Below are 25,905 nucleotides of genomic sequence, written 5' to 3'. Positions count from 1 at the left end.
AACTTCGACTGAGGTAGCCTATGTTAAACACTCTTCACTCCGGAAACCGCTTACGCGTAGATTTCGCGAAAACTCCCCAGCAAATTGAAGTACCGAATTTGTTACAACTTCAACAAAGTTCTTACGAATCATTTTTGATGTTGGATCAAAAAGATCGTACTAAAAGCGGTATCGAGCGCGTTTTCCAATCGGTATTCCCGATTCATGATTCTCAAAACCGTCTTTCTCTTGAATATCTAGGCTCAGAAGTAGGCCGTCCAAAGTACACCGTACGCGAATGTATGGAACGCGGATTGACCTATTCGGTATCACTGCGTATGAAAACACGCCTTATGATTTGGGACCGTGATGAAAACACCAAAGAAAAAACCGGTGTAAAAGATATCAAAGAACAAACAATCTTTATCCGTGACATCCCTTTGATGACCGATCGTACGTCGTTCGTTATCAACGGTGTCGAGCGTGTCGTTGTTAATCAGCTTCACCGTTCACCGGGGGTTATCTTCAAAGAAGAAGAATCAACCACTGCCGGAAGCAAAATGATTTTTACCGGTCAGATTATCCCTGACCGCGGTTCATGGCTCTATTTTGAGTACGATCCGAAAGACATCCTTTACATGCGTATCAATAAACGCCGTAAAGTTCCTGTTACGATCATGTTCCGTGCACTCGGATACAGCAAACAAGACATTCTAAAAATGTTCTATCCGTTGCAAAAGATCCGTGTCGAAGAGAATAAATATTTGATGGATTTCGATCCGGAACAATTTGCGGGACGACTCGGTTATGATCTTATCGACTCTGAGGGCAAACTGCTTGTTGCAGCCGGAAAACGCCTTTCGACTAAAAAAGCGGAGAAATTGATTTCTGAAGGTGTTAAAGCGATCCAGTACCCGATTGAAACATTGATTGAGCGCCATTTGGCTGAACCGATTATTGACGCAGAGACCGGCGAAGTCATGTTTGACACGATGACACAATTGGATGAGACTAAGCTCAAAAAAATGGTTGAAGCGGGTGTCAAAGAGTTCGTTATCGCGAATGACCTTGCAGAAGGGTATGACAGCGCTATTATCAATGCATTCATTGCTGATGCCGATTCTTTGAAATTGCTTCGTCAAACCGAAATCATCGAAGATGAAAATGATCTTGCGGCAATCCGTATCTACAAAGTAATGCGCCCGGGTGAACCTGTAACGAAAGAAGCGGCGAAAGTGTTCGTCAATCAATTGTTCTTCGATCCTGAGCGTTATGATTTGACACGCGTCGGCCGTATGAAAATGAATCACAAACTTGGACTTAACATTCCTGAGTATGTAACCGTTTTGACAAATGAAGATATTATTAACACGGTTAAATACGTCGTTAAAGTCAAAAATGGCCAAGGGCATATCGATGACCGTGATCACCTCGGTAACCGACGTATCCGTTCTATCGGTGAACTACTCGGTAACGAGCTTCACAACGGTCTTGTCAAAATGCAAAAAGCGATCAAAGACAAACTGAGCACGATGAGCGGGCCGACCACCGAATTGATGCCGCATGACTTGATTAACTCGAAAATGATTACGTCAACGATCATGGAGTTCTTCAGCGGCGGACAATTGTCACAATTTATGGACCAAACGAACCCGTTGTCGGAAGTTACCCATAAACGACGTCTGTCGGCACTCGGGGAAGGCGGTCTTGTTAAAGAGCGTGCCGGATTTGAAGTGCGTGACGTTCACCCGACTCACTACGGACGTATCTGTCCGATTGAGACTCCTGAGGGACAAAACATTGGTTTGATCAATACGTTGGCGACCTATTCAAAAGTTAACGAACACGGATTTATCGAAGCTCCGTATAACGTTGTTAAAGATGGTGTTGTTACGGATGAAGTTGTTTATTTGACGGCTACTCAAGAAGAGGGAAAAGTTATCGCTGCGGCATCAAGCCGTATCGATGACAAAGGTAATTTCCTTGATGACTTGGTTGAAACACGTCAAGACGGTGAATATCCGCTTGTTTCACCAAAAGATTGTGAGCTTCGTGATTTGACTCCGCATATGGTTGTCGGTGTTGCGGCAAGCTTGATTCCGTTCTTGGAACACGATGACGCGAACCGTGCATTGATGGGATCGAACATGCAACGTCAAGCGGTACCGTTATTGCGTCCTGAAGCGCCTATGGTCGGAACAGGGGTTGAAAAACTCGTAGCCCGTGACTCATGGGAATGTGTTAAAGCTGAACGAAGCGGTATAGTCGAAAAAGTCGACTCCAAGCATATTTATATCATGGGCGAAGACGAAGACGGAACGTTTATCGATTATTATCCGTTGCAAAAAAATCTTCGTACCAACCAAAATACGACGTTCTTGCAAAAACCGATTGTCAAACAAGGGCAAATGGTAACCAAAGGGCAAATCATCGCGGATGGTCCGAACATGGATAAAGGTGAATTGGCACTTGGTATCAATGCACTCGTCGCGTTCATGCCGTGGAACGGATACAACTTCGAAGATGCGATCGTTATGTCTGAACGCATGATCCGCGAAGATGCATTTACATCCGTTCATATTTATGAGAAAGAGGCGGAAGCGCGCGAGCTTAAGCACGGTGTTGAAGAGATTACCCGTGATATTCCGAACGTTCGTGACGATGAACTTGCTCACCTCGATGACAGCGGTATCGTAAAAATCGGTACCTATGTTAAAGGCGGAATGATCCTTGTCGGTAAAGTTTCTCCGAAGGGTGAAGTAAAACCGACTCCGGAAGAGCGCTTGCTGCGCGCTATCTTCGGTGAAAAAGCGGGTCACGTTGTGAACAAATCGCTTTACTGTACACCGAGTATGGAAGGGGTTGTTGTTGACGTTAAAGTCTTCACCAAAAAAGGGTATGACAAAGATCCTCGTACGTTAGAGCTTGAAAAACAAGAGCGTGACGAACTCGAGCGCGAGCATTACGACCGTCTTTTGATGATTGACAAAGAGGAGATGCTCCGAATCATTTCATTGCTTACAAAACATCCGTTGCTCAGCGATGTCAGCATCAACGGCAACGAATATAAAGCGGGTGAAAACGTGAAAGGTGACGATCTTAAAGAGGTCAACCGTTTTGCGATGAATAACGTCGTTAAAGCGTTCAGCGACGATATTCAAGAGAAATATAACCAAACGAAAAACCATTTCCAAAAAGAGAAGAAAAAATTCCGTGACGAACACGAAGAAAAACTCTCTATCTTGGAAAAAGACGACATCCTTCCAAACGGTGTCGTTAAATTTGTAAAAGTTTATATCGCAACGAAACGTAAACTCAAAGTCGGGGATAAAATGGCGGGACGTCACGGGAACAAGGGTATCGTTTCTACGATCGTTCCTCAAGTTGACATGCCGTACATGGCAAACGGGCGTTCTGTCGACGTTTGTTTGAATCCGCTCGGGGTTCCGTCTCGTATGAATATCGGGCAAATCCTTGAGATGCACCTTGGTATGGTCGGTAAAGAACTCGGGTTCCAAATCCAAGACATTTTCGAAGCGAAACAAAAAGAGTTCATCTCTGAATTGCGTGAAAAAATGATCACTTTTGCTGATGTAGCTGGATTGATGAACGCCGCTAAATTGCTGGGTGAAATGGATGATCAAACGCTTCTTGGCTATGCTCAAGACTGGTCAAAAGGGGTTAAATTCGCGACACCTATTTTCGAAGGGGTTACCGAAGCTGAGTTTGCAAAACTTTTCGAATTGGCCAAATTGGACACAGATGGAAAAATGGAGCTTTACGACGGTAAAACCGGCGATAAAATGAAAGAGCGCGTTAACGTCGGTTATATGTACATGCTTAAACTCCATCACTTGGTTGATGAGAAAGTGCATGCCCGTTCAACCGGACCATACTCACTTGTTACCCAACAACCGGTCGGTGGTAAAGCGCTGTTCGGTGGACAACGTTTCGGGGAAATGGAAGTATGGGCTCTTGAAGCCTATGGTGCTTCTGCCGTCCTTAAAGAGATGTTGACGATCAAATCGGATGATGTCGACGGACGTGTTCGTGCATACAAAGCGATTACTAAAGGGGAGAGTGTACCAGCATCAGGTATCCCTGAAACACTCTTCGTATTAACCAAAGAGCTCCAATCATTGGCGCTTGATATTGAGATTTTTGACGAGGTGGATGACAATGAGTAAATTAGTACCGGTTGCCGTAACGGAAGAAAATCGCCCAGTCGATATTAAACAAATCCAATTTCGACTCGCGTCTCCTGAGAGAGTTCTCTCATGGAGCCACGGTGAAGTTAAAAAACCAGAAACCATCAACTACCGTACCCTTAAACCGGAACGTGACGGATTGTTTTGTGCCAAAATTTTCGGTCCCGTACGTGACTACGAATGTTTGTGCGGAAAATACAAAAAAATGCGCTATAAAGGCGTTATTTGCGAAAAATGTGGGGTTGAAGTAACCTCGGCGAAAGTTCGCCGTACCCGTATGGGACACATTGACCTCGTTACTCCTGTAGCCCATATCTGGTATGTCAGCTCACTTCCGAGCCGTATCGGTACGTTGCTCGGCGTGAAAATGAAAGACCTTGAGCGCGTATTGTATTACGAAGCGTATATTGTTAAAAACGGCGGAGAAGCATACTATGACGGTGAGCAAACTTCTGCGGTACTTAAATACGATGTATTGAACGAAGAGCAATACCGTACGTTGGTACAACGCTACGGGGACAGCGGTTTCTCAGCTGAAATGGGGGGATCTGCGGTTCGCGAATTGCTCGATGAACTCGACTTGGTTGATCTTTTCTCAGCTTTGAAAGAAGAAGTCGCGGGGACAAACTCTGAAGCAAAACGTAAAACGATCGTTAAACGTTTGAAAGTTATCGAGTCGTTCTTGAACTCAGGGAACAATCCTGCGTGGATGATGCTAACCGCACTGCCGGTTCTTCCTCCTGAACTTCGCCCGTTGGTAAGCCTTGACGGCGGAAAATTCGCAGTATCGGATGTCAATGACCTCTATCGCCGTGTTATCAACCGTAACCAACGTCTGAAACGCCTTATTGAACTTGAAGCACCGGAAATTATCGTACGTAATGAAAAACGTATGCTTCAAGAAGCGGTGGATGCGTTGTTCGACAACGGCCGTCGTGCAAACGCGGTTAAAGGGGCGAACAAACGTCCGTTGAAATCACTTTCCGAGATCATCAAAGGTAAACAAGGACGTTTCCGTCAAAACCTTCTCGGTAAACGTGTTGACTTCTCGGGACGTTCGGTTATTGTTGTCGGACCTAACCTTCAAATGGATCAGTGCGGATTGCCGAAACAAATGGCATTGGAACTATTCAAACCGCATTTGATCGCAAAACTCGAAGACAAAGGGTACGCGACGACCGTTAAAGCGGCGAAAAAAATGATCGAAGAGAAAACCAACGAAGTTTGGGAATGTCTTGCTGAAATCGTTGAGGGGTATCCGGTTATGCTTAACCGTGCACCTACGCTACACAAACTTTCGATCCAAGCGTTTCACCCGAAACTGATCGACGGTAAAGCGATCCAATTGCATCCACTCGTATGTGCCGCGTTCAATGCGGACTTCGACGGTGACCAAATGGCGGTTCACGTACCGTTATCGGCTGAAGCGATTGCAGAGTGTAAAGTATTGATGCTCTCATCTATGAATATTTTGCTTCCTGCATCGGGTAAAGCGATTGCAACCCCTTCACAAGACATGGTCTTGGGTCTTTATTATTTGACACTCGGCAAAAACGATGTAAAAGGGTCAAACAAGCTTTTCAGCAATGTTGACGAGATCATGATCGCATTGGAACACAATGCACTTGATTTGCATGCGAAAGTACGTACCCGTGTTGACGGGCGTGTGATCCACACGACTGCTGGACGTATGATTCTTCAATCGATCCTTCCATCATTTGTTCCTGCAGAACTGTGGAACGTTGTAATGAAAAAGAAAAACATCTCCGCGTTGGTTGACTATGTCAATAAACACGGCGGTATTGCGGTAACAGCAGGATTCTTGGATGATTTGAAAAATCTCGGTTTCAAATACGCGACTAAATCAGGGGTATCGATCTCTATCGCAGATATCATTATTCCTGAAATGAAAGCAGGGCTGATTATAAGCTCTAAAAACCGTGTTAAAGAGATTCAAAAACAGTTCGAAGCGGGTCTTTTGACTGAACAGGAACGTTACAACAAAATCATTGACGTCTGGACCGATACGAATAATACCGTTGCGGGCGGAATGATGGACTTGATCAAAAACGATAAAGAGGGATTCAACTCTATCTTTATGATGGCTGACTCTGGGGCGCGTGGATCTGCGGCTCAGATCCGTCAGCTTGCCGGTATGCGTGGTTTAATGGCGAAACCGGACGGTTCGATTATCGAAACGCCGATTATTTCAAACTTTAAAGAGGGTCTAAACGTCCTTGAGTACTTTATTTCAACCCACGGTGCCCGTAAAGGTCTTGCGGATACCGCTCTTAAAACAGCGAATGCGGGTTATTTGACCCGTAAACTCGTCGACGTTGCTCAAAACGTTAAAATCGTTGAGCACGACTGCGGTACCCATGAGGGGATCGAATTGACCGATATCTCTGTCGGTAATGAATTGATCGAGCCGCTCGAAGACCGTATTTACGGTCGTGTATTGGCGGAAGACGCGATTGATCCGATCACAAATGAAATCCTCTATTCTGAGGGGACATTGATTGATGAGATCAAAGCGTCTAAAATTATCGAAGCCGGTATCCGTGCGGTACAAATCCGTACTCCGACAACGTGTAAATCGGAGAACGGCGTATGTGCCCTTTGTTACGGTCTGAATCTCGGAAGCGGCGGAATCGTCAAACCGGGTGAAGCGGTCGGTATTATCGCCGCTCAGTCTATCGGTGAGCCGGGAACACAGTTGACGCTCCGTACGTTCCACGTCGGGGGAACCGCGTCAAGTACGCGTGAAGAGCGCCAAGTCGTGGCAACCAAAGAAGGTTTCATCCGTTACTACAATATGAAAACCTACCTTTCAAAAGAGGGTAAACAAATCGTTGCGAACCGTCGTAATGCTGCGATCCTTTTGGTTGAACCGAAGATCAAAGCTCCGTTTAACGGAAGCGTAGAGATTCAAACGATCCATGACGAAGTTATCGTAAGCGTTAAAGGCGAGAGCCAAACCGTTCGCTATACACTCCGTAAAAATGAAGTGGCAAAACCGAATGAACTTGCCGGTGTCAGCGGTAAAATCGAAGGTAAATTCTATCTTCCGTACGAGAGCGGCACTGCCGTGAAAGCGGATGAGTCGATCGTTGAAACGATCAAAGACGGATGGAATGTTCCTAACCGTATCCCGTACGCGTCTGAGATCCAAGTTAAAGACGGCGCACCGGTAACGCAAAAGATTTTGGCAAAAGAGAAAGGGACGGTTAAATACTATCTCCTCAAAGGCGATTATCTTGAGCGTCACCACGAGATTACCAAAGGATACAGCGTTGAAGAGAAAGGTCTCTTCGCGGTTGTCGCCGACAGTGAAGATCGTGAAGCGATCCGTCACTATATCGCTCGCGGTTCAGTGATCGAAATCAACGATAATGAAGTGGTTAAAGCCGATAGCATCATTGCAAAACCGGCAAAAGAAGAATCAATCGTTATCGCTGAGTGGGATCCGTATTCGAATCCTATTATCTCTGAGACAGACGGTATTATCACGTTTGAAGATATTATCCCGGGAGTTACCGCGTCTGAGCAGTTTGATGAATTGACCGGAAAAACCCGTTTGATGATCAACGAATACGTTGCACCGGAATTCAAACCGGCGATCGTCCTTGCGGCGAACGACGGCTCAATCATCCGTTATGCGGTTGAACCGAAAACAGCGATTTTTGCACAAGACCGTGCCGAAGTGAAAGTTGCCGATATCTTGGCAAGAACACCGAAAGCGCTACAAAAATCACGCGATATCACCGGGGGTCTTCCGCGGGTTTCCGAGCTTTTCGAAGCGCGTAAACCTAAAGAGATCGCTCTTATCGCTGAGCTTGACGGGGTTGTCAGCTTCGGTAAACCGCTTCGCGGAAAAGAGCGTATCTTGATCACTTCGGACAACGGAATGGTCAAAGAGTACTTTGTCGATAAAAACCTTGTTGCACTGGTTCATCCGGGTGAGTTCGTTCACGCCGGCGAGCGTTTGACGGACGGTATCATCAGCTCTCACGAGATTTTGAGAATCTTGGGTGTTAAAGCGTTGTACAACTATCTCGTCAGCGAAGTACAGCAAGTTTACCGCCGTCAAGGGGTTAATATCGCCGACAAACACATCGAAGTTATCTTTACTCAGATGTTGCGTCAAATCAAAATTCTTCGCTCAGGCGATACGAAATTTATCGAGGGCGATGTTGTTTCTAAAGCTCAGTTCAAAGTGGAGAATGAAAAAATTCTTCGCCTTGGCGGAGAGCCTGCGATCGCTGAACCGTACCTTGTCGGTATTACCCGTGCTGCGGTTAGTGCTGACTCGATCATTTCAGCGGCATCGTTCCAAGACACCACAAAAGTCTTGACGGAAGCGGCAGTTTCAGCGAAAATCGATGACTTGACCGATCTTAAAGAGAACGTCATTATCGGTCGCACGATTCCGGTCGGTACCGGTATCTATAAAGACCGCAAAATGGTTTTCGGAGACTAAAAACTCCTTTTTTCTTTCCTGCTTCGGCGGGAAACCCTCTTTTCCACCTCTCTTACAAATTCCTTAAAATAAGCTATATTTAATCAAAAAATGGATACCATTGCGCGTTTATTAGTCCCCTCGTCATGAGCGGATTATATATTCTACTGGAACAATTCAACAAAGGAGATTGTGTGCCAACAATCAACCAACTTATTCGTAAAGAGCGACAAGCGGTAGTGAAAAAATCAAAATCACCCGCTTTGGTGTCATGCCCACAACGTCGTGGTGTATGTACTCGTGTATATACTACAACCCCTAAAAAACCGAACTCGGCGCTTCGTAAAGTTGCTAAAGTTCGTTTGACTTCAGGGTTTGAAGTTATTAGTTATATCGGTGGTGAGGGTCACAACTTGCAAGAGCACTCTATCGTTCTTGTTCGCGGCGGCCGTGTAAAAGACTTACCAGGGGTTAAATACCATATCGTACGTGGTGCTCTCGATACAGCGGGTGTTAAAGACCGTAAAGTATCTCGTTCTAAATACGGAACGAAAAAAGCTAAGGCTAAAAAATAATCAACTAGTCTGACAAGATTCGGTTTCTGATGACCGTATTTTGAGTAAATGAAACAACATTGAAGGAAACATTATGAGAAGAAGAAAAGCGCCCGTTCGCGAAATTATGCCTGACCCGGTTCATGGTTCAAAAGTATTGACGAAATTCATCAATAAAATCATGTGGGACGGTAAAAAAAGTACCGCTGAGAAAATCATGTACGGTGCATTGGATATCATGGGTTCACGTGGTGAAAAAACAGGTATCGAAGTATTCAACGCTGCGATTGAGAACATCAAACCAGTTATCGAAGTAAAAAGCCGCCGTGTGGGTGGAGCGACCTACCAAGTTCCAGTAGAAGTTCGTCCTGTACGCCAACTTTCTCTTGCTATCCGCTGGTTAACCGATGCGGCACGCAAACGTAACGAGCGCACTATGGCAGAGCGTTTGGCAAATGAATTATCAGATGCTGCAAACGACAAAGGTACAGCGTTCAAAAAGAAAGAAGATACTTACAAAATGGCAGAAGCGAACAAAGCGTTTGCTCACTATCGCTGGTAAGATTTTTCGTAATCATTTGATAGCCTTTTTAGGCTATCTTTCCCCACATTCAAAAACTCTTTAAGGGCTATTATCATGGCAAGATCCCATAAACTAGAAGACGTAAGAAACATCGGTATCGCCGCTCACATCGACGCGGGTAAAACGACAACAACTGAGCGTATCTTGTTCTACACCGGTGTATCACACAAAATCGGTGAGGTTCACGAAGGTGCTGCAACTATGGACTGGATGGAGCAAGAGCAAGAGCGTGGTATTACCATTACTTCTGCTGCGACAACTTGTGAATGGTTGGGCAAACAAATCAACATCATCGACACTCCGGGCCACGTTGACTTCACCATTGAAGTTGAGCGTTCTATGCGTGTACTTGACGGTGCAGTAGCGGTATTCTGTGCAGTTGGTGGGGTTCAGCCACAATCTGAAACAGTATGGCGTCAAGCAAACCGTTACGGTGTACCTCGTATGGTTTTCGTCAACAAAATGGACCGTATCGGTGCCGATTTCTACAACGTAGAAGATCAAATCCGTAACCGCTTAAAAGCAAACCCGGTACCTATCCAACTTCCAATCGGTGCGGAAGATCAATTTAAAGGGATCATCGATCTCGTTAAAATGAAAGCGATCCTTTGGGATGACGACGCTGCAATGGGTTCAAACTACCGTGAAGAAGAGATCCCTGCTGATTTGGTTGAAAAAGCAAACGACTATCGTGCACGCATGATGGAAGCGGCAGCTGAAGGTGACGATACTTTGATGGAGAAATTCTTCGAAGAGGGTGAACTTTCAAACGAAGAGATTATGCGCGGGATCAAAGCCGGATGTCTTAAAATGGAAATCATCCCTATGACATGCGGAACTGCGTTCAAAAACAAAGGGGTACAAACTCTTCTTGACGCGGTTGTTGATTACCTTCCGTCTCCATTGGAAGTTGCGGCGATCAAAGGTACTAAAGAGGACGACGAAGAGGTAGAAGTAGAAGTTGAATCACGTGATGATGCTCCGTTCGCCGGCCTTGCGTTCAAAATTATGACCGACCCGTTCGTAGGACAATTGACATTCGTACGTATGTACCGCGGTGTTCTTGAATCCGGTTCATATGCGATCAATACCATCAAAGGTAAAAAAGAGCGTATCGGACGTATCGTTAAAATGCATGCGAACAAACGTGAAGAGATCAAAGCGCTTTACGCAGGTGAAATCGGTGCGGTTGTAGGTCTCAAAGACACAACTACCGGAGATACTTTGTGTGATGAGAGCGATCGCATCGTTCTAGAGCGTATGCACTTCCCTGAACCGGTTATCTCGGTTGCGGTTGAGCCTAAAACAAAAGCGGACCAAGAAAAAATGGGTATCGCTCTTGCAAAACTCGCTGCGGAAGATCCATCGTTCCGTGTTCACACTGACGAAGAGACAGGACAAACAATCATCAGCGGTATGGGTGAGCTTCACCTAGAGATCCTTGTTGACCGTATGTTCCGTGAGTTCAAAGTTGAAGCGGAAGTCGGTGCACCTCAGGTTGCATACCGTGAATCTATCCGTAACGAAGTCAGCCAAGAGTACAAATATGCGAAACAATCGGGTGGACGCGGACAATTCGGTCACGTTTATATCCGCGTTAAGCCGGGCGTACCTGGAACAGGTTTCATTTTCCACAACGAAATCAAAGGTGGGGTTATTCCGAAAGAGTATATCCCTGCAGTTGAAAAAGGGTGTAAAGAAGCTATGCAAAAAGGTGTTCTTGCCGGTTATCCGATCGAGGACGTTGAAGTTGCATTGTATGACGGGTCTTACCATGAGGTTGACTCGAATGAGATGGCGTTTAAACTTGCTGCATCTATGGGATTCAAAGAGGCTGCGCGTAAAGCGAACCCGGCTATCCTTGAGCCTATGATGAAAGTTGAAGTTGAAGTTCCTGAAAACTTTATGGGTGACGTAATCGGTGACCTTAACCGCCGCCGCGGACAAGTTAACAACATGGGTGACCGTTCTGGTAACAAAATTGTTGACGCGTTCGTACCGTTGTCTGAAATGTTCGGTTACTCAACTGACCTTCGTTCAGCGACACAAGGACGTGCAAGTTACTCTATGGAATTCGATCACTACGAAGAAGTTCCACGTAACGTTGCCGACGAGATTATCAAAAAGCGTAACAGCTAAGATAGCTCTTCTCTCTTGCCCCTTCGGGGCATTTCCCTCCTATTTTATTTTTATCCCGTAAATTCTTTTTTCAAATTCGATCGATTCTGATCAAATGTGTTGTAGTCCGGAAAGTAAATATAAGCTATAATGAACGGATGAAAACACTCACATATTTTTTATCGCTTTTGATCTATTTGTCGTTTTTTACCAGTACGATAAGTGCGAAAGAGAGTGTGCGTATCGGAGTACTGGCTCATAAAAACTATGCATCTACCCACAGCATGTGGGATCTGACCGCTGAATATCTGAATGAAAAAATTCCGGAATACGATTTTCAAATCGTCCCGCTTCGTTTTGAAGAATTCCCCCCCTATTTACGAGATAAAAAGATCGATTTTGTCATCACCAATTCAGCTTATTACGTCGATTTGGAGAGCCGTTACGGAATTTCGAGAGTCGCAACACTTAAAAATAGAGGCTTTAACGGCAAAGTCCAAATGGAGTTCGGCGGCGTCATTTTTAAGCGTACGGTGAATAGGACGATTGATCAGGTCGAAGATATAAAAAATAAAAAATTTGCGGCGGTCAATGAGGAATCATTCGGCGGCTGGATAATGGCGCTGAGAGAGCTTAAAGAGAAAAATATCAATCAAAAGGACTTAAAAACAACCTTTTACGGTACCCATGAAGCGGTTGTCTACGCTGTCCGCGACGGGAAAGCCGAAGCCGGTACGGTGCGTACCGATACGTTAGAGAGGATGGCAAGTGAAGGGAAAATCAATATAAATGATTTTACTGTTTTAAATCAAAAGAACTATCCCGATTTTTATTATCAAGTAAGTACACGGCTCTATCCCGAATGGCCGATAGCAACGACGAAGCATACCTCAAGCGCTCTGGCAGAAAGGGTAGCCGTCGCCTTAATCTCAATGGGGGAAGAGTCCGAAGCCGCACGGGCGTCAAAGTCATTGGGATGGACGATACCGCTCGATTATCAAAGTATCCATGAATGCCTTAAAGAACTTGGAATGGGGCCGTATAAACATCTTAGAGAAGATGTGTTTTTGTATATTTTCGAAGAATACGGTACGTATATCATCATTGCGGGAATCTTTCTATTGCTCTCTTTTACGGTTACGCTGTACATAGCGAGAATCAATTCAAAATTAAATGATACGCAACAGGAACTGGAAACACTCAATAGCTCTTTGGAAGATAAAATCCGCGAAAAAACGCAGCATTTGTATGATAAAAGCATAAAACTCGAAGAAGCGTATCTCAACGAAAAATATTTACGAAGCATTTTGCGAACGGTAGCGGATGTCAATCAGATGCTGATTACGACACGCTCGGTGGATGAGCTGATTGACAAAGCGGCACTATGTTTGAGTACAAACGAATCGCTAAAAAATGCAAAGATTTCTGTCGTAAAAGAGGGAGAATTGATCCTGGGTGCAGCGTACGGTGCGGGAGATATCAAACATATTACTCCAATCGATCGAAAAGCATACGAACACGGCAAAAATCTGATGATTACCGATATGTGCGATCCCTCATTGGATGACGAGTGTCAAAATTATGTGGACTTGTATGCGATTAAAGGGATTTACGCCCTGCCGTTGAAAAGCAGCTCTTTTACTGAAGAGGTAATCGGCGTTCTGACGATCTGTACGGGCCGTGAGGGCGGATTTAGTGTTGAAGAGCAGAAGATGATTGAAGAACTGGCGGGGGATATCGGGTTTGCCCTTAACTCGTTTACCCAGCAAGAACAGATCAATGCACTGCACGAAGATAGGGTGAAAAGCTACCAAAACTTTATCGATGCCATGGTCAATATGATTGAACAGCGTGATACCTATACGGCGGGACATACGGTGAGAGTCGCCCATTATGCCGAGTTGATTGCCCGAGAGATGGAACTGCCGGAGAAAGAGATTCAAAAACTGGTGGAATCGGCCAAACTGCATGACATCGGAAAAGTCGTAACCCCCGATTCAATCTTACTTAAACCGGGAAAACTGAGCAAACTGGAGTATGAGCTGATCAAAGAACATGCGAGGGCAGGGTATGAAGTTCTTTCAAACGTTCATTTGTATCAAGAGCTGGCGGACATAATGATCGATCATCACGAGCGTTATGACGGAAGCGGGTATCCTGAGGGTAAAAAAGGGGGAGAGATATCCCTGCTGGGTCATATCATGGCGGTTGCCGATTCGTTTGACGCGATGACGACGAACCGAATTTATAAACCTCGAAAAGAGATTGATGAATCGCTGATTGAGCTCAATGAACTGAGCGGTATCTGGTATCATCCTGCGGTGGTGAATGCGGCTTTGAGAGTATTGCCCGGTGTAAATATCGATACGTCGATTAACCAAATAGCTTCCAGCGCGCTGGAGGAAGAGCGGATGAGCTATTTTTTCAAAGACCGGTTGACGAAACTCTACAATGAAGACTATTTTACGATGACGCTGAACGGACGGGCCCGTCATCCGAAGCCCGCTAAACTCTGGATCGTATCTTTGGTTAACTTTCATCGTTATAACAAGGCATACGGCTGGGAGAGAGGAAATGCGCTTATTTCAGAATTTGCGGAGTATTTATCCCAGACATTCTCGGGATATCAAATCTTCAGAATATGGGGCGACCGATTTGTGATCGCCGACTTTGAAGGAGATATAGAGACCTTGCTGGCAGAATCGCCGTTAGCAAAAGAGGGTGTCGAAGCAAAAACAAAAGAAGTTGCTCAAATTCCGGATAACTTGGAAGAACTGATGCACGAAAAAATATAACGCTAGAGGCAGGAAATATTAAAAACGTGTCGCAAATCCAAAGCCGATAAAATGGGAGGAATATCGGTTTAGTCCTAAACCGACATTAACGTCAAGCTGAATGTCGTTAGTCAATAAATAGGTCATCCCGCCGTCTATAGTCTTTGTCGTATGCAAACCGGATTCGGAAGGGATGATCGTATAAAACTCAATAAAGCTGCCGATCGTTTCAGTATGAGCAAAAGAGGTACCGATCGAGAATTGCTGATCGTATTCTCTGTTATGATCAATTTTCGTTGAACTGGTCTGAACGGTTCCGAATAACGTATTGGTATCGGACAGTGAATAATCCCACAGCAATCCGACTAACGGATTGACACTGTCAGAGGTCGATGGAGCCGTTCCGGTCGGGAGCGACACTACCCCCAGCAGAGTAAGATTGTATTGTTCGTTTTCTAAAAGCTTGTATTTTCCTCCAATGGATAAATCGGCTTTTGAGTGTACGGTCGACGCCCCTTCTTCTTTATCCAAATTGATACCGTCCCACAATATGTCTAACTCCGATTTTTCCGAGATCCCTGTACGCAAAACCATTAAAGGGAGGGTATGGGATGATGGTTTTGTATCATAGTTGTTAAATGCGTACTGATACCCGACTTCGATATTGACGACATTGGGTTTTACGGTTTGAGTACCGGTTGAAAATCCGGGACGATCCGGGACAATGGGATCGTCATTTCCAAATACATTGATACCGCACAATGCTGCTAATAGAAGTGTGATTGGTTTTTTCATACTGCTCTTTTGTGATTTTGAAAAGTGATTTATAAGGGTAGCATGAGGCTGATTAAAAAATTATTTCTTGTGAACGGACAGGGTTCTCATGATTTTCTCACGTTGAATCCATAAAATCTCATCATATTTTTACATAAAGGCTATATCATGAAATTTATTCCCTTTGTTTCTTTGTCATTGGTCTCTTTGTCTTTATACGGTGCTATGGGTTCATCAATCACTATTCCTGTACAAGAACATCTTAAATATTCTTTTGGAAATCATAGAAACCACACTGTACAAAAAATGGAAGAAAAGCAATATTATAAATCGATGGCACCGATGAGTGATGAGGATATACGCAATCATCTTTCAGGTGAAGGTTATAGCGTTCGAAGCATCAAACTGCGCGATATCGCTTACGAATTGGTATATCAGGTATATGTAACGGATAACACGTCAAAAAGTTTAAAGCTTTATGTCGATCCTGCTAACGGGTCAATTTTAAAAGAGGAAATCATTGAATGAAACGTATATGGGCATATAGTCTTATCTTAATCCCTTTTTTAGGAAACGCCGTAAGTTTTAACGACTTTACAAAACGTGCATATGACGTCTCAGAACAAGTGATTGAATCAAACGGGCGGATGAATGCGATCGGTTTTGAAAAAGCTTCAGCGTTAGCGGGTGACCCGTTAAGTATTGAAACCTCTACACGGAGAATCAAAGCGGATGACACTATGGATAGCGGCAAAGAATATGGAATCATGCTCGATTACGCTTTTAAAATGCCATCGTTTAAAGCCGCTCAAGCAAATGAATTTGAACTGAAGAAAAAAGAAACAGAACACGAGATAGCCACACATAAAGGATCTATCCAAGTCGCTTTGAAAAGAGGCTGGCTTATGTATCAGCTTGAACATGAAAGAAGTGTCATACTGAGCGAAAAACGTGATTTTTCGTATAAAGCGTATCAGGTCGGAGAAAAAAAATTTAAAGCCGGCCGGTTGTCGCAAATGGAGTTTTTGCGATTGGAGAGCGAATATCAAAGTACAGTTCAAGATCTCGCATCTGTTATGATGGAAGCGGAACATGCTCAACATTATCTGAAAGAAGCGGTAATGTCGGATGAAGAAGTGATGATCGATGATTTGAAATTTGAATTTATAGAAGCTGATTCAATCCATAATCGCATTATGAACACACCGATATTAAAATCACTGGATATTCGTATCGATACGTTGAATGCTCAAATAGCAACATTACGTCATTCTACCATTGAGGCGGTTTCGGTAGGGATAGGAATGACACAGGAACCGACGCAAAACAGTGTCGATTTTCGGCTTACCATCCCTTTGGCAATCAGCAGTAAAAATGAAAATAAAATCGCGGCATTGATGAATGAGCGCAGTGCGCTGGTCAATATGCGGGAAGTGAGCAGACAAAAACTGGAGTTAAGTGTTCAAGGATTATTTGACCATTTAAAAGAGCGAAAAGAGAATATAAACGTATTGAGAGAGAATGAAAAAAAATACGAAACTCTTTTTGCGATGGCGCATAAAGGATATGAAGGGGGTGTAATAGGGCAATTTGAATATCTGGCTTCTAAAAATGCCTATTATGATGCGCGTTTGCGAACCCTTCAAGTCAAACAAGAATACATTGAAGAGATGTCTGCTATCGAAGAGAAACTAGGGGGGATCTGGTAATGAAAAAAAGTTTATTGATTCTGTTAAGCGCAACGGCGCTAATGGCACAAATCACAATGAGTGAAGCTCAGATGAAAAAAATGGGCATCACGGTAGAACAAGTACGAATGATCAAGTCTGAAGCCATGGGGCCGTTTATCGGAACATTTGATTACAGCGACAAAGGATCAAGAAGTTATACGCTAAGCGGTGAAGCTACGGTGGCGGAGCTAATGAAACAAACCGGGGATACCGTAAAAAAAGGGGAAGTAATCTGCACCATTGCCTCTTCAGAATTGCTTTCAAGCAGCTATGAACTCAGCGATCTTCGAAATCGCCTTAAATTGGCTCAGGAATATGCTCAAAAAGATCAGGCTTTGTACAAAGACGGCGTGATATCTTTACGTGAATCGCAAAAAAGCGGCATCGAAGTTCTGAGTCTGAAATCCAAAGTATCCGAGATAGAAAATCGATTTATTTTCTCGGGTGCGGATATCCAACCGAAAAACGGGATGATGTTCACGATCAGAGCTCGTCAAAACGGCATATTGGCTCATGCCCCTCTCAAAGCCGGTGAAAAGATTGATCCGTTTGTCCCTTATCTGAAAATTGCCAGTGCAAATGCGCTCAGTGCGTTTATCAAAATTCCTCCTAAAATGATTGGAAGTATCCGTAAAGGTGCGCTGGTGATGGATAAAACAGGTGCGGAAGCCGGAAAAATCACGGCGGTCTCTTCATCAGTCGATGTCATGAACAATTCCGCGACCGCCATTGCTGTCTTGAATGTCAATAGTAATAACCGTGCAGGGACTTCGGATGAGTTTTATATTGCTTCAACGCAAACCGATAAATGGATTTTGATTCCACGTTCCGCTGTTACAAAATACAAGAAAAATGACATCTGCTTTGTACAAACGCCGACAGGATTTAAACCGCAAACCATTCAAATCCAAAAAATTTATAAAAACTATATAGCGGTTAAACCTGAAGGACTAGACACTACAACAAAAGTTGCGAGTGACGGGATCATTACCTTAAAAGGTGCATTGAGCGGATTGGGATTTGAATAATGCTGAACTCTATTATTGAATTTTCTCTCAAACAACGGCTCATCGTCATTCTCCTCTCCATGGCCCTATTCGGGTATGGCATCTATTCATTTTATAAAATCCCGATTGATGCTTTTCCGGATATTTCATCGACTCAGGTGAAAATCATTTTGAAAGCACCCGGAATGACCCCTGAAGAGGTTGAAAACCGTGTTGTGAAGCCCTTGGAAGCAGAATTGCTGGGATTGGAAAATGAGAAGCTTCTCAAGAGTACGTCAAAATATGCGATTGCCGACATAACGATTGATTTTAATGACGGTACGGATATTTACCGGGCACGCAATCAAGTTTCTGAAAAACTTGCATCGCTCCTTCCGACACTCCCAAAAGGGGTGGAAGGGGGCATGGCCCCTATTACCACACCGTTGGGCGAAGCTTTTATGTTTACGATCGAAGGAAATATAAGCCCAAAAGAGAAACGCGAACTGCTCGATTTCGTCATTCGTCCGGTATTGCGTGGTGCCAAAGGGGTAGCGGATGTCAATTCGCTCGGCGGTGAAGCACGGGCTATCGTGGTGCAGCCTGATTATACGGCAATGCGCCACTTGGGGATACCTTTGAGCACCCTGCAGGACACATTGGAAAAAAATCTGAAAAATGATGGTGCTGGACGGGTCGACGCAAACGAAGAGAGCTATTTGGTGAAAGTTCAAAGCGGTGTCAAAGATGCGAGCGAAATCGCCAATATCACGATCCATTCTCATAACGGACCGATCCGTGTGGGGGATTTTTGTGAAGTCCGAGACGATTCGAGAACGCGACTGGGATTTGTTACCAAAGACGGTGTCGGAGAAGCGACAGAAGGCCTTGTTTTGACACTTAAAGGGGCCAATGCCCAAGAGACCATTTCGCAAATTAAAGAAAGACTCGATCAACTGAAACCGATGCTTCCTGCGGGCGTAACTATTGTCCCTTTTTATGATCGAAGCAATTTGATCGAGAAAGCGGTCGGGACTGTTTCTAAAGCTTTGATGGAAGCCATTGTATTGGTCATTATTCTTCTCATGGTCTTTTTGGGAGATGTACGTGCGGCAATCGCCGTGAGTGTCATTTTGCCGTTTTCAATCGCGATTGCTTTTTTGCTGATGAAATATTTTGGGTTAAGCGCCAATCTGATGAGTTTGGGAGGCTTGGCGATAGCCATCGGGATGTTAGTCGATTCAGCGGTTGTCGTTGTTGAAAACGCTTTTGCCAAACTGAGTGAAAATGATACCTCTCTGCCTAAATTGCATCAGGTTTATCGCGCTACAAAAGAGGTAAGCACAGCGGTTTTTAGCGGTATTTTGATTATTGCGGTTGTATTTTTACCGTTATTGACATTGGAAGGGCTGGAGGGGAAACTTTTTGCACCGGTCGCAATGACTATTGTTTTTGCGCTTTTCGGTTCACTTTTCCTTTCGTTAACACTTATTCCGGTCGTCAGCTCGCTTATCTTAAAAAGTGCCCCGCATAAAGAGACGTTTATCGGGAGCTTTTTTACCCGTCTCTATGAACCGATGCTGCATTTTGCGATGACACGTACGAAAACTCTTTTTACCGGAGCCATTGTATTTTTGATCATCAGTTTCACATTATTTGCATTTGTCGGGAAAAGCTTTATGCCGACGTTGGATGAGGGGGATATAATTTTAGGAATCGAGACTCCGCCTTCTATTTCACTGGAAAAATCCAAAGAGCTTAATCTCGCGGTACAACGGACTCTCATTGAGCATGTTCCGGAAATTAAAACGATTGTTGCACGAACCGGTTCGGATGAACTCGGACTTGACCCTATGGGATTAAATCAAACGGATACGTTTATTACGCTAAAACCGCAAACAGAATGGAAAGCGAAGAATAAAGACGAAATTAAAAGAAAAATTGAAGCATCCCTCAAAAACTTTCCGGGTATCAGTTTTAGTTTTACTCAGCCGATTGAAATGAGGATATCAGAGATGCTGACAGGTTCTCGGGGTGATTTGGCTGTTAAAATTTACGGAAATGATATTGATATGTTGAATGAACTTAGCCAAAACATCGCCGATACACTAGGCGGGATAAAAGGGTCCTCGGAAGTGTTTACAACACTGAACGAAGGGGTCAACTACCTAAGCGTTAAGCCGAACCGAACGGAATCGGCAAAGACCGGTGTCGATACGGCCGAACTCGAGCTTTTCTTAAAAACAGCCTTGGAAGGGGTTACGATTGACGAACTTTCGATTGAGAATGCAAGAATACCGGTCCTAATGCGATTTGACGGTGAAGTTTCTCAGGATATGGAACTGTTCAAATCATTGGAACTACCGTTAAGTGACGGATTCTCCGTACCGATTTCGAGTGTTGCTCAAATCGAAACGAGTGAAGGTGCTTTAAAAGTAGATCGTGAAAACGGACAAAGATACAGTACGGTCCGGGCTAACGTCGAGGGGCGTGATTTGGTCGGATTTGTTGAAGAAGCCAAACAAAAGATCGATGCCAATGTCAAACTTCCGAAAGGATATACTATCGTCTATGGCGGACAGTTTGAAAACCAGCAGCGCGCGGCCGCAAAATTGATGACTGTTATTCCGATAAGCATCGGAGTGATTTTTCTTATTTTATTCTTTACGTTCCGTTCGGTGAGTTCGACGGCGCTTATTTTGCTCAATATTCCGTTTGCGGTGACGGGAGGGATCATTTCGTTGTATTTCAGCGGAGAGTATCTCTCGGTTCCGGCCTCTGTCGGATTTATCGCCCTTTTTGGGATCGCCGTACTCAATGGTGTCGTAATGGTGAGTTACTTCAATACGCTCTTGGGGAACGGTTATTCTATTGACGATGCTGTCCAGGAAGGTGCACGCAGACGGCTCAGACCAGTTTTGATGACCGCCTTTATTGCGGCTTTAGGCCTGTTGCCGCTGTTATTCGCTTCCGGTGTCGGGAGTGAGATCCAAAAACCGCTGGCCATTGTTGTATTGGGAGGATTGGTTACATCTACTATTTTAACCCTCTTGATTCTTCCGCCTGCATTTAAAATGATTTACAAAAAGGGGAAATGATGCGTTTAAGCGGAATGGATATTTACTTTGAAATCGCGAATAAAGATACGTTGGTTGATTTGTTATTGGAAGAAGGATATGATGATTTTTATTTTTTCCCATGCAAACGATACAGTGCCGGAGCCTTTTTAATCAGTGCGGAGGAACAAGTAAGTGCAAGACGGGATTTCGGACTGTTTCGTCTTTTCTTGCATGAGACCGAAGCCATAGTCCTCTCTGCCGCTATCAAAAGGGAATTAAAAGATAAAACCATTAAAATATTCGTGAATGAGCTAAAAGAGTTATAAATGCGGATATTGATTGCTGATGACGAGCCTGAACTTCTAGAATTACTAAAGCTTTCTTTGCAAAATGAAGATTGGATCATCGATACCGTAGGCAATGTACAAGATGCCAAAGTTTATCTCGATGCGTATACGTATCAGATTTTTCTTGTGGATCGGACTTTCCACGGAAAAGACTGTGTGCAAGAACTGATTACCTACGGGAAACATAAAAATCCGTCGATGGGGATTTTAGTTCTCAGTGCATTGGGAAGCATAGATGAAAAAGTTCAAGGCTTGGAGTTCGGTGCGGATGATTACTTAGAAAAGCCGTTTGATATCAAAGAACTGCGTGCGCGTTTGATCGCGCTGTCGCGCCGTTATGTTCCAAAAGTCAAAATCTTTGAAGAACTTGAAATCGATCTAAACGCTAAAAAAATCAAAAAATCCGGTAATGAGGTTCTTTTGAGTGGCAATGAACAAAAGTTGTTTTTTTATCTTTTGGAACGCGAAAGTATCGTTTCCCGTAATGAGATCATGGATGCTATTTATGACAATCCTGAAAATATTACCTCTAATGCGATTGACGAACTTGTCGGGCGCATACGCCGTAAGCTTCATCCGGGTATCATTAAGACCATCAAGACACGAGGATATTTAATTGCGATTTAAATGGGCGGCATCGTTAAAATTTAAAATTTCCCTTATTTTTGCCATAGGTCTTGCCATTGCGTTTAGCATTAACTTGTTGATTGCAGTAAAGGCGATCCATACACAAAAAGAAGAAGATGTAGAAAAAGTACTTGCCCATCTTTTGGTGGAAAGCCGTGATGAATACATCAGCGGTACGCAGTTGACTCCCTCAAGCGATATAAACTTCCTTTATAAGATTCCGCACAATGTAATGATAATAAGCGATTCAGAAGTGAATGCGCTCCGTTTTGTTGTTTCACCCAATCCCTATAGAACAAATAACAAGATAATTGTTTCGTCAATAAAACTCACCAACAACTATTATTTGAATGCCATTAGCGATCACCGAAAAATTGATAAAGCTACTAACAAATATACGCAGCGCCTGCTTCTTCAATATGTTCTTTCTCTGATCGTCATTTTAATCATCGCTATTTTTACACTTGATTTTTATATGAAGCCCTTAGAAGTATTAGCCGGTAAGACAAGAAAATGGAAAAATGACAGTGCATTTGATTTGTCGCTGGATGATGCTTCGTCTGAAATAAAAGAGGTATCGACTGCGTTTACCGGTTTAATTAAACGTTTGGAAGGATATCGGCTGAAAGAAGCGGAATTGTTTAGAGAAGCCGCACATGAGCTTAAAACCCCTTTGGCTCTCATGAGATCACGCTTAGACGTCTATGATTCCAGCAATACTTATACGAAACGCCAATTCATTATCGATCTTGGGAATGATATTGAGCGATTGACACGAGAACTTAAAAATGTCCTTTTTCTTGAAAGTTCAGATTTTGAGGAAGCAAGCGATATTGAAATTATGCACATGTTTAAAACACTGGAAACAAAGATGGGGATTTTGATTCAACGCAAAAGACTTACATTACAGCTTCCGAAAGAAACCTTCAGCGTCGTAGCCTCAGAAAAATTACTTTTTAAAGTGTTAGGTGCCTTGCTTGAAAATGCGATTACGTACGCAAAAGAGGGCAGTACGGTAGAAATCGGGTGTAACCCGTTGGAAAGAAAATTTTGGATCGGCAATCAAATAGGGAATGAAAAATACTTGTTTAGCTCCAAGATAGGAGAAAAAATATTGAAACGATTAAGTCACGAAATCGGCTTTGATTACTCTATAATGCATGATGAATCCTCTTTCAGCATCGAGTTGGCATTTAGGTGAATTAGGATTTGACACTCCATTGACTTTCTACTAATAACCGGTCTTTGCTGTAAACCCGTCCGACAAACGTATCGCCGATTTTATAGGTTGCAACCCCTTTTGGGGTGCCGCTCATAATAATATCACCGTCTTCAAAACTCATGAACGTTTTAATCTCTTCGATCATTTCAATCGGCTTATAGATCATAAGACCGTAGGCTGCTTCTTGTACTAATATGTCATTGATATGAAGTGTCATACGCAATGCTTCGACATTGCCGCTAAAAGGGACGAATTCACCTAAAACGGCAGAACCGTCAAATCCTTTGGCCCTTTCCCACGGAAGCCCTTTGGATTTGAGGTGATTTTGGAGTTCCGCTTTGGTCAGGTCCAGTCCGAACCCGATTCCCGCAATGGTCCCCCCCATCATTAAAAAACAGATTTCTCCCTCGAAGCGGGTATCGGGGGTAATAAAACGAAGTACATCCGTAACGGCGGAATTTGGCTTATTGAACACGACCATGGAAGAGGGGATTTCGTTGTTCAATTCACGGATGTGTTCGACGTAGTTGCGTCCGATACAGACAATTTTGGAGGGGGCGATATTAGAGGTGTTAAAGCGGATTATTTTCATGGCCTATCTCTTTCCAAATCGGAATCTCATCCTCTTCGGGCCTTCCGACAAGCTCAAGAGAAGGGGAATAAGAGCCTTTGTAGGCTAAACTTTGGCACTCTTCGACATAATAGCCCAGATAAATCCATTTGAGCCCTAAACGGCGGGCAAATTCAATCTGCTGCAGCAAAGTATAGCGCCCGAGGGATTGGCTTCCGTACTCAGGATCGTAATAGCAATACAGAGCGCTGATCCCCTCTTCGAGTATATCGACCAGATCGACGGCGATGAGCTTCTCCCCCTCAAAGTATAGTATTTCAAAACCGAAATCGCCGTGTCCCTGAACGAACGAGGCATAGTAGTTTTTCGGATCGCTTTTCGGGGCATCCCAGCTTCGGGTATGGTGTTTGTACCGGTGATAGCGGTCAAAGAGATTCAGATGTTCGCGGGTAAGGGTAGGTTGGCGTATAACCGTGGTGAGATGGGCGTTTTTTCGTAGAATGCGGCGGTCGGATTTTTTGAAATTATAGCGATTGACATCAATTTTCAGACTTTCACACGCCCGGCAATCTTGACAGATGGGGCGAAAATACATCGATCCGAACCGCCGCCAGCCTCGGAGGATGAGTGCTTCACATTGCTCTTTCGTGCATTCATGAATGATTTTATAGTGAATGCTTTGGGATTTTCCCGCTATATAAGAGCACGGCTCATGGAGCGCACACTCTTTTATAATGGCATTGGTATTATTCGTCGTCATCTTTGCGGCTGAGGGCGATGAGAACACCTTCGATCATTTCATCAATGTCGCCATCGAGGATGTTGCTGATGTTGGAATAAGGGATCCCCGAACGGGTATCTTTGACTTGTTGATACGGAGCCAAAACATAAGATCGGATCTGGTGTCCCCAGCCGTTTTCGCTTTTTTCGATACCGTCGACGGCTGCCTGTTTTTTCTCCATTTCGAGTTCATAAAGACGGGATTTGAGCATTTTAAACGCGGTCGCTTTGTTTTTGTGCTGACTTCGGTCATTTTGACACTGAACAACAATTCCCGTAGGGATATGGGTGATACGGATCGCCGATTCGGTTTTGTTGACGTGCTGCCCTCCCGCGCCTGATGCGCGGTAGGTATCGATACGGATATCGCGGTCTTCGATATCGATATCGATATCATCGTCGAGTTCAGGAGAGACCATGACCGAGGTGAAACTGGTATGGCGTTTGGCCGCAGAGTCGTACGGGCTGATACGGACAAGGCGATGGATGCCGTTTTCGTTTTTCAGATAACCGTAGACATTGACCCCTTTAATGAGGAGCGCTGCATCTTTGATCCCCGCCTCTTCCCCGGCTTGATAGTCGAGCATCTCGACGGTAAAATCATGCCGCTCCGCCCATCGGGTGTACATTCGAAGCAGCATCGAAGCCCAGTCCTGAGACTCGGTTCCACCCGCACCCGGATGGATAGTGACGATGGCGTTATGGCTGTCGTGCTCGCCGGAAAGGAGGACTTCAACTTCCATTGATTTTACGTTGTTTTCCAACGATCCTGCGTCGGCGAAAAGAGACTCGATGGTTTCCTCATCCCCTTCTTCCTTCGCCATTTCATACAAATCGACGGCATCGCCTAGGGTATTGAATGTTTTGGAGTATTTTGCCAAACGGCGCTCCAGCTGGGTTTTCTCTTTTTGGATAACCCCTGCGGCAGCCGCATCGTTCCAAAATCCGTCTGAATTTTCCAGTGCTTCGATTTCGCTCAAACGTGCGCTAATCTCTTGCGGGCGGACAACACCGGTGACGTTTTGCATTTTCGTTGTAAGTGTTTTTAGTAATTCAGTATATTCGTAATGATCCATAAGTTGGAATACCTTCTAATATATTATAATGCCAATTATATTCTATAGAGGCTTAAAA

The 25,905-nt window shown here is 44.2% G+C and carries 17 protein-coding genes; 13 read left to right on the top strand and 4 right to left on the bottom strand.

The window, feature by feature from the left end; genetic code table 11:
* The first annotated feature begins 20 nt into the window (after positions 1 to 20).
* The 6 genes from rpoB (at position 21) to SULKU_RS14585 (ending at position 14,696) form a co-directional block, all read left to right on the top strand.
* Positions 21 to 4,166, top strand: a complete 4,146-nt coding sequence (rpoB, locus tag SULKU_RS11415; protein WP_013461127.1) for a DNA-directed RNA polymerase subunit beta — start codon at positions 21 to 23, stop codon at positions 4,164 to 4,166.
* Positions 4,159 to 8,667, top strand: a complete 4,509-nt coding sequence (rpoC, locus tag SULKU_RS11410; RefSeq protein ID WP_013461126.1) for a DNA-directed RNA polymerase subunit beta' — start codon at positions 4,159 to 4,161, stop codon at positions 8,665 to 8,667. Before rpoB ends, rpoC begins: the two co-directional genes overlap by 8 nt.
* Before the next feature lie 173 nt (positions 8,668 to 8,840).
* Positions 8,841 to 9,221, top strand: a complete 381-nt coding sequence (gene rpsL, locus SULKU_RS11405; RefSeq protein WP_013461125.1) for a 30S ribosomal protein S12 — start codon at positions 8,841 to 8,843, stop codon at positions 9,219 to 9,221.
* Between the two features lie 73 nt (positions 9,222 to 9,294).
* Positions 9,295 to 9,762, top strand: a complete 468-nt coding sequence (gene rpsG / locus SULKU_RS11400; protein WP_013461124.1) for a 30S ribosomal protein S7 — start codon at positions 9,295 to 9,297, stop codon at positions 9,760 to 9,762.
* A 75-nt stretch (positions 9,763 to 9,837) separates the two neighbouring features.
* Positions 9,838 to 11,922 carry an elongation factor G gene (gene fusA, locus SULKU_RS11395; protein ID WP_013461123.1) on the top strand — a complete coding sequence of 695 codons (2,085 nt, stop codon included), beginning with the start codon at positions 9,838 to 9,840 and terminating at the stop codon, positions 11,920 to 11,922.
* 137 nt (positions 11,923 to 12,059) lie between these two features.
* Entirely contained in the window at positions 12,060 to 14,696 is a 2,637-nt protein-coding gene (locus SULKU_RS14585; protein WP_013461122.1) for a PhnD/SsuA/transferrin family substrate-binding protein, read from the top strand.
* Between the two features lie 18 nt (positions 14,697 to 14,714).
* Here the strand turns inward: SULKU_RS14585 and SULKU_RS11385 are convergent, their stop codons facing one another.
* Entirely contained in the window at positions 14,715 to 15,470 is a 756-nt protein-coding gene (locus SULKU_RS11385) for a transporter (RefSeq protein WP_013461121.1), read from the bottom strand.
* A gap of 147 nt (positions 15,471 to 15,617) precedes the next feature.
* Here SULKU_RS11385 and SULKU_RS11380 point away from each other — a divergent pair, with 147 nt between their 5' ends.
* The 7 genes from SULKU_RS11380 to SULKU_RS11350 are packed head-to-tail and all read left to right on the top strand — an operon-like array spanning position 15,618 to position 23,399.
* Complete coding sequence (locus tag SULKU_RS11380; RefSeq protein ID WP_013461120.1) at positions 15,618 to 15,977, top strand: PepSY domain-containing protein; 360 nt, start codon at positions 15,618 to 15,620, stop codon at positions 15,975 to 15,977.
* Entirely contained in the window at positions 15,974 to 17,158 is a 1,185-nt protein-coding gene (locus tag SULKU_RS11375) for a TolC family protein (RefSeq protein ID WP_013461119.1), read from the top strand. Before SULKU_RS11380 ends, SULKU_RS11375 begins: the two co-directional genes overlap by 4 nt.
* Complete coding sequence (locus SULKU_RS11370; RefSeq protein ID WP_013461118.1) at positions 17,158 to 18,207, top strand: efflux RND transporter periplasmic adaptor subunit; 1,050 nt, start codon at positions 17,158 to 17,160, stop codon at positions 18,205 to 18,207. Before SULKU_RS11375 ends, SULKU_RS11370 begins: the two co-directional genes overlap by 1 nt.
* Positions 18,207 to 21,263, top strand: coding sequence for an efflux RND transporter permease subunit (locus SULKU_RS11365; protein WP_013461117.1), 3,057 nt, complete (start codon positions 18,207 to 18,209; stop codon positions 21,261 to 21,263). The genes SULKU_RS11370 and SULKU_RS11365 overlap by 1 nt, the downstream gene beginning before the upstream one ends.
* Positions 21,260 to 21,550 carry a DUF3240 family protein gene (locus SULKU_RS11360; protein ID WP_151174309.1) on the top strand — a complete coding sequence of 97 codons (291 nt, stop codon included), beginning with the start codon at positions 21,260 to 21,262 and terminating at the stop codon, positions 21,548 to 21,550. The genes SULKU_RS11365 and SULKU_RS11360 overlap by 4 nt, the downstream gene beginning before the upstream one ends.
* Positions 21,551 to 22,198 carry a response regulator transcription factor gene (locus tag SULKU_RS11355; RefSeq protein WP_013461115.1) on the top strand — a complete coding sequence of 216 codons (648 nt, stop codon included), beginning with the start codon at positions 21,551 to 21,553 and terminating at the stop codon, positions 22,196 to 22,198.
* Entirely contained in the window at positions 22,188 to 23,399 is a 1,212-nt protein-coding gene (locus SULKU_RS11350; RefSeq protein ID WP_013461114.1) for a sensor histidine kinase, read from the top strand. The genes SULKU_RS11355 and SULKU_RS11350 overlap by 11 nt, the downstream gene beginning before the upstream one ends.
* Before the next feature lies 1 nt (position 23,400).
* Here SULKU_RS11350 and SULKU_RS11345 read toward each other — a convergent pair whose 3' ends face one another.
* Genes SULKU_RS11345 through prfB form a run of 3 tightly spaced genes read right to left on the bottom strand, consistent with a single transcriptional unit; the run spans position 23,401 to position 25,847 of the window.
* Positions 23,401 to 24,012, bottom strand: a complete 612-nt coding sequence (locus SULKU_RS11345; RefSeq protein ID WP_013461113.1) for a fumarylacetoacetate hydrolase family protein — start codon at positions 24,010 to 24,012, stop codon at positions 23,401 to 23,403.
* Entirely contained in the window at positions 23,993 to 24,751 is a 759-nt protein-coding gene (locus SULKU_RS11340) for an arginyltransferase (protein WP_013461112.1), read from the bottom strand. The genes SULKU_RS11345 and SULKU_RS11340 overlap by 20 nt, the downstream gene beginning before the upstream one ends.
* Positions 24,738 to 25,847 carry a peptide chain release factor 2 gene (prfB, locus tag SULKU_RS11335; RefSeq protein ID WP_013461111.1) on the bottom strand — a complete coding sequence of 370 codons (1,110 nt, stop codon included), beginning with the start codon at positions 25,845 to 25,847 and terminating at the stop codon, positions 24,738 to 24,740. Before prfB ends, SULKU_RS11340 begins: the two co-directional genes overlap by 14 nt.
* Between the last annotated feature and the right edge of the window lie 58 nt (positions 25,848 to 25,905).

The sequence above is a fragment of the Sulfuricurvum kujiense DSM 16994 genome (genome assembly GCF_000183725.1).
GTDB classification, from domain to species: domain Bacteria; phylum Campylobacterota; class Campylobacteria; order Campylobacterales; family Sulfurimonadaceae; genus Sulfuricurvum; species Sulfuricurvum kujiense.
Note: the sequence above shows the minus strand (reverse complement) of the source record. Positions and strands in the feature narration are given on the sequence as shown.